The organism is Bacillus sp. JJ722, from assembly GCF_036963345.1.
Lineage (GTDB): Bacteria > Bacillota > Bacilli > Bacillales > DSM-1321 > Bacillus_AD.
In genome coordinates this window covers 64,999-71,585 of record NZ_JBALMO010000030.1, presented here as the reverse complement: position 1 = coordinate 71,585, position 6,587 = coordinate 64,999, and the positions used below count along the sequence as shown (strand labels likewise).

Here is a 6,587-nt window from a genome sequence, read left to right as displayed (position 1 = left end):
TATCTGAATTATTCGGAAGTATATTATCAAATTGCCTAATTATATCTAAAGCATGCTCATATTCACCGTTGTTTATAAACTTTTCAATAATACCTTTAATAACATCTAATTGTTTAGATACATTTTCCGACATTATACACCTCTTTATACAATGTAATTTTTAATATATTTTAAACGCACTAAATCTAAACACCATATCATTTTATATAGAAATCATTTCTAACCTAAAAAACGCAACTGAACTACTTTATCATCCAGAAATGAATTTCAACTTCTTTATAGCATTCTTTTTTGCATCATAAAAAGTTCTAATTGCCTCCGAGCCATTTATTCCAATGTTCATAGCTTCCGCAAAATTTTGCTTTACCCAATTTAACTGATGGACTAACTGTTTATCATTTCTAACTTCAAATTTTAAATATTCCACATTTTCTTTCAATATATAACTATCATTTCTTGGATTAGTCGTCAGTAACATACAACCTGTAGACATAGCATCCATTGCTGAAGTAGTCGGAAAACCATCAAGTGCAAATTGATCTTGAAAACTTGCATTTATAAATACATGAGTTTTTTTATAAATTTGCACTAACATATCCGGATTTAAAGGACCATAAAATGTAAAATTCGGATTACTCAACTGATATAGTTCACCTTCCCAGTTTCCAATAATATGTAAGTGGAATGAATTGTCTAATTGATTGAAGGCCTTAGCTACTGTAGAGAATCCTTTTCTTATACCGTTATGCGCACAAAAAATTAATTCAATTCTTTTATCCTTAACTTTTGGATTATATTCATACAGTTCAGTATTAGAAATGCCAGGAATATACATTGCTTCAGGTATGATTGCTAAAACCTCATCGATGTTTGTAAAGACTTTATCATAATTATTTTTAATTATCTTAATAAATTCTGGAGATGTAGACGGATCTAATCCACCACCTGGATATAAAGTTGTACTTAACTTAATATTTCTTTCTCTAATAACATCTGATAAATCAATTCCACGTAGCCCTCCAGCGATAACTGTCCCATCTGGAAGATGTGTTTTACCTATTAAACTCAAAGCGAGATTTAAGAAAACACAATAAATATGTGTGATATTTTCCTTTCTAGAAATATCTCTAAATTGTGAGATATGAAATACTTTTTTAGGGAACTCATCAGTATGTTTATATGTTGCAAAAAAAAATACATCTGAATGTATTTCTTGAAATTTCATATTCTCCCAGTATCTAAATCCACTTTGCTTCCAAGGAAATACAGTATCTATGATAGCTAGTTTCATACCTTCACCTCTTTTGTTGTTTAAAATATCAAAGAGATATTTTTTATAATATTCAATTTTCTTACACTTTATTAAATATCTAACTTCATGAACACTGATAGAAAGTCTTTTTTGTTTTTAAGTTTATTCGTTATCATTTCACGATATGATAAAAAAATTGACAAAGCTAGCATGAAAAAGACTTTTTGAGATGTAAGGATTTAAAGATTGCACTCAATGCAAAGCACACCATAAACCCCCATTTGAAACTACCTATGGGGGCTTTACGGTTTATATTTCAAATTTCTTTATATTTTTCGTTAACGTTTGCGATAATTCATTAAGCTTCACACCAATATCATGATACTTCTTCATTTCTTCATAATGTTCATTTGTTTGTTGTTGCATCATTTCTATGTAGGATTGACTTTCTTGAGAAAGGGATGCATTTCTCTCTGCTGCTTGTTCCATTATTGGCAGCATATCGTGTAGCTCATACAACTTCTGTTCACTGCTTCTTAACATATCATTAACGTTTTCTACATGAGCGGTTAAGCTTAACACAGATTGCTGGCTATTGGTAGCGATATTCCAATGTTCTTGCATACTTTCTAATATTTGATTGTATTCACTAGTAGCATAATTCGTTAACGTTTCCATTTGATAAATTGTAGCAGAGATTTCCTCTGTAGCTGTTGCCGACTGCTCAGCTAACTTTCGAACTTCTCCCGCTACAATTGAAAATCCCCTACCTGATTCTCCAGCTCTTGCTGCCTCTATCGTTGCGTTTAGAGATAATAGTTTCGTTTGTTCTGCAATACTGCGAATTAATTCCACAACTGACGTGACAGCTTTAGAATGGTTATGCATGCTTAACACTGTATCGTTCATTTTTGCAAGTTCGACCTTATAATTCTCTAATGCTTCTAACATTTCATTCGTTTTTTTAATACCGATTTTTGCAGATTCATCCATGTCTTTTGAACTTTCGAAGATTTGCTGCATGCTTTCCACAATTGATTGTACTTCATTCTTCATTACTTGGAATGATTCTATACTTGAAATTGAACTAACAGCCGTCTCTTCAGCAGCTTTTTGAACAATCGCAATACCATCAACTAAATTTTTATTTCCTTTTACAAGTCCTTGTGAAGATAATCTTAACTCTTCACCTTGTTGATCAAGCTCAGTAGATGTTTGTGTAATTCTTTCAATAAGCGCTTTAATTCCATTTATTAACAATTTATAACTTTTAATTAATGAATTAACTTCTGGAGAATGACCATCAATGTCAATTTGCACATTCAACTTTCCTTCTCGCGTATATCTCATCGTTTCACGCAAAGCCGCAAGTGGTCTTACGAGTAATTTAATCGTATAGGTCATAACGATTGCTGTTAGTATCACAATACCAACTGCGATTGCAATTGTTAGAAACTTTAAGTTTTCGATAGGATCTAAATAATCTTCTTGAGGTATTGCTAATAAATAGATTCCTTTCACTTCTTGGATATTTTTAAATCCTAGTGAATACATTTTCCCATTAATTTCAGTATGTAAAATACCTGATTGTTTTTTTGAAATCTGCTCAACCAAATCTTTTGAAAAGGTTAATTTACTTTGTTTATTACTATCAAATGGTGTTACTTTATTTTGATTTAGAAGGAAAAACTCAGCATGCAAATCGTCTTGTTGCATATCAGAACTTTGCTTCTTAACAAAAGATTGTATCCCTTTCTCAAACTTTTCTTCATTTCCCACAAATAAAAGCATATTGTTTTGTGCCATTTCATAAAAGAGAGCCACTTCCCTTTCAATTCGCTGCTCCATTAAATGTAACATGGCTGATTTTGATTGCTGCCACGATAAAAAACCTATACTTCCTGCAGTTAACATAAGTAATAATATAGTCAGAAAAATAATCCGATTGGGCAAACTCCATTTTCTCTCTTTAGTTACCCTGTCGCCCTTCTTTTTTACCGCGACTTTCATCCCATCCCCCTCTTTCTACCACTTATTATCTTGAATGAATGTAAAGAGAGGATTAAGGTATTATGAATTTTTTGTAATTTATTTATATGAAATACTTTTTCAGTGCAAGGCTTTACACCTTACAAAACTTTTTTAATAACTGCCCAAAATTGGGCATATCTTTCCTAATGCTACATATATATGAACTAACACAATTTTATTAGGAGGAGTTAATGGTGAAAAAAATCCTATTTCTATTACTAATCGCTCTTGTTTGCTATGCGATTTACTTCGATTTAACAAAAGGAACATTGCCCGCATTCACTGCTCCTCATGATACAATCAACGCGAATAATAACGATAGCCTTCTCCCTTATAAAGAAATTCCTGTTCAAGCTGGCGACACAGTGCTAAGTATTCTAGAGAGGGAAGAAGGACATCTATCAAAGCCAATAGATGCAATTATGAAGGACTTTCAAGAATTAAATAATGGGGTATCTCCTCATGATATTCAAATTGGAAAAACATACAAATTCCCAACCTATTTGAAACCTTCACAATAGGAAGTACGTCTATAAGATATAAGTGCAGTATAAAGTTAAGATACTCAATTTGTTGTCAAATTCTCATAATGATTGATACAATAAGAAAGATATTTACCGTAGATTAGATTTACAACACCAACATCTATATAGGTAGTATTAAAGGAGAGAAATCACGTGAGTGAAATTATACATCGTTCAAAAACCCGTCCAGTCAAAGTTGGTAATTTGACAATTGGGGGTAGTAATGAATTATTTATTCAAAGTATGACTACTACAAAAACACATGATGTGGAAGCAACTGTTGCTGAAATCAAACGATTAGAAGATGCTGGTTGCCAAATTGTCCGTGTTGCTTGTCCAGACGAAAGAGCTGCAAACGCCATCGCTGATATCAAAAAACAAATTAATATACCACTTGTAGTCGATATTCACTTCGACTATAAGTTAGCATTAAAAGCCATTGAAGGCGGAGCAGACAAAATCCGTATTAACCCAGGTAATATTGGACGCCGTGAAAAAGTAGAAGCTGTTGTTAATGCAGCCAAAGCGAAAGGTATTCCAATCCGAATTGGTGTTAATGCTGGATCACTTGAGAAGAAAATTCTTGAAAAATACGGCTATCCAACTGCTGATGGTATGGTAGAAAGTGCATTACACCACATTCAAATACTAGAAGAACTGGACTTCCACGATATTATCGTGTCCATGAAAGCATCAGATGTAAACTTAGCTATTGAAGCATATGAAAAAGCCGCTAAAGCATTTGATTATCCATTACACTTAGGTATTACAGAATCAGGGACTCTATTCGCAGGTACTGTTAAGAGTGCGGCAGGTCTTGGAGCGATTCTTCATAAAGGAATCGGAAATACGCTACGCATTTCACTAAGTGCTGACCCCGTTGAAGAAGTTAAAGTTGCAAGAGAGTTACTAAAATCATTTGGGTTATCTTCAAATGCGGCAACGCTTATTTCATGCCCGACATGTGGTCGTATCGAAATTGACTTAATTAGTATCGCTAATGAAGTAGAAGAATATATTAGCAACATTAAGGCACCGATTAAAGTTGCTGTGTTAGGCTGCGCCGTAAATGGACCAGGTGAAGCTCGTGAGGCTGACATTGGTATTGCCGGAGCTAGAGGAGAAGGACTATTATTCCGTAAAGGAAAAATCGTTCGTAAAGTACCTGAAGAAATCATGGTAGAAGAGTTGAAAAAAGAAATCGACATTATTGCTGAAGAATACTTTGCAAAAAAAGCAGAAGAAGAAAAAAGTAATAACTAATTCTAGAAAAAACAACAAGAGGCAGACATAATCGTCTGCCTCTTGTTGTTCTACATACAACCAAAACACTTATCGGAATATATTTTACACCTTAAAGAATCGGGATTAAGAACAGGCTAATAATCATCGATAATGTCCCAATAACAATTGCCCATGCCCCAAAGCCGATTTCTCCTTTTCTTAGAGCAAATAAACCTAGAACAACGGCTATTGTTCCAAATAAATAAGGTGAGAAGAAAAGGGAAAGTACAGCCAAAATTAAAGCTGTATATCCAATGATTCTAATTGCGAGTTTTCTTTTCTTAACTTCTGGATATACTTTCTCATCCAAGATTGTTTGATGGTGTTCTACTTCAACATTTATTTCTTCATGATGCTTCTCATTATGATTTTGTGTTTCACGATTTTCCATGATAAACTGCCTCACTTTCTTCTAAGGTGCGACCTTATTGTTCTCTGAATAACCCAATACATCTCTATAAAGTGAAACTTTAATCTGTGTGGGGGTTCGTCCATCCCCCATAGATTATTAGTTGAACCAATCGGGTTCTTACTGGCGCTTAATCTCCCACTTAATCATCTTCGTTTTGAAGTGGGAATCTTAGCACCAGTTTGAACGGGATAAAAATGATTCAATATGTAAATGAAATAAATTTGGGACTTATAATACTTATATAGATTAAAAATACCAATCAAAAACCTTTTTCTAATATTGTTCAAAAAAAGTGAAATAACGATTCTCATACTAACTAATGGTATAGATTACTAAATTAAGTTATAATTCCAAAGAGACTACTTAAACAGTAAACTATAATACTTCACCATAATTTCTATTCTAACAAAGCAGGTGTTAAAATGACAAAGATTCGATTTGGAATTGATATTGATGGTACTATAACTAGACCCGATACATTCCTTCCGTTTTTAAATAAAGATTTCGGATTAACCTTAACAATTGAAGATATAACGGAATACGACCTAACGCCATTTGTTAATGTTCAACCTTCAGTATTGGCACAATGGTTTACAAAAAACGAGGCGATGATTTATGAAGCATCTCCTTTATACGAAGGCGCGAAGGAAGTTGTAAATAGATGGTCTAATTTGGGCGATCTGTATTTTATTAGCGCGCGAAATACTCACCTAATGGATGTAACGGAAATGTGGTTTCATAAAAACCAAGTTGCGTATCACCATATCGAATTAATTGGGACACATAATAAAATTGCAACAGTAAAGAAGCATAATATCAATGTGTTCTTCGAAGATAAACATGATAATGCTGTAGAAATAAGTGAAGAATGTGATATTCCTGTCATCCTTTTTAATACTGCCTATAATCAAGGAAGCATTCCTTCAAACGTTATTCGAGTAAACAATTGGCAAGAAGCAGAGAATTGGGTTAATAACAGCTTTAAACTATAAATATGTATTTTAGAAATAGCACCTACTTGTTATGGGTGCTATTTCTTTTGATTACAACTTAACCCTTTTTTAATTGATAATCATTATCATTT

The 6,587-nt window shown here is 33.1% G+C and carries 6 protein-coding genes; 3 read left to right on the top strand and 3 right to left on the bottom strand.

Annotation, left to right across the window (positions count from 1 at the left end; all coding sequences use genetic code 11):
* Positions 1–250 precede the first annotated feature (250 nt).
* Together V7014_RS05150 and V7014_RS27185 are read right to left on the bottom strand one after the other, a co-directional pair.
* Positions 251–1,291, bottom strand: a complete 1,041-nt coding sequence (locus V7014_RS05150) for a glycosyltransferase (protein ID WP_335504844.1) — start codon at positions 1,289–1,291, stop codon at positions 251–253.
* A gap of 270 nt (positions 1,292–1,561) precedes the next feature.
* Positions 1,562–2,140: a methyl-accepting chemotaxis protein gene (locus V7014_RS27185; RefSeq protein WP_438824866.1), complete on the bottom strand. Its 579-nt coding sequence runs from the start codon at positions 2,138–2,140 to the stop codon at positions 1,562–1,564.
* A gap of 1,334 nt (positions 2,141–3,474) precedes the next feature.
* Here V7014_RS27185 and V7014_RS05140 point away from each other — a divergent pair.
* Positions 3,475–3,804 carry a hypothetical protein gene (locus V7014_RS05140; RefSeq protein ID WP_335504840.1) on the top strand — a complete coding sequence of 110 codons (330 nt, stop codon included), beginning with the start codon at positions 3,475–3,477 and terminating at the stop codon, positions 3,802–3,804.
* Positions 3,805–3,960: 156 nt separating this feature from the next.
* Positions 3,961–5,070: a flavodoxin-dependent (E)-4-hydroxy-3-methylbut-2-enyl-diphosphate synthase gene (gene ispG, locus V7014_RS05135; RefSeq protein ID WP_335504838.1), complete on the top strand. Its 1,110-nt coding sequence runs from the start codon at positions 3,961–3,963 to the stop codon at positions 5,068–5,070.
* A 91-nt stretch (positions 5,071–5,161) separates the two neighbouring features.
* Here the strand turns inward: ispG and V7014_RS05130 are convergent, their stop codons facing one another.
* On the bottom strand, positions 5,162–5,482 hold the full coding sequence (locus tag V7014_RS05130; RefSeq protein WP_335504836.1) for a DUF4190 domain-containing protein: 321 nt from the start codon (positions 5,480–5,482) through the stop codon (positions 5,162–5,164).
* A 443-nt stretch (positions 5,483–5,925) separates the two neighbouring features.
* On the opposite strand from V7014_RS05130, the gene V7014_RS05125 reads away from it, so the two are divergent.
* Positions 5,926–6,495 (top strand): 5' nucleotidase, NT5C type, encoded by a 570-nt coding sequence (locus V7014_RS05125; RefSeq protein ID WP_335504834.1) that lies wholly within the window; start codon positions 5,926–5,928, stop codon positions 6,493–6,495.
* Positions 6,496–6,587: the final 92 nt, after the last annotated feature.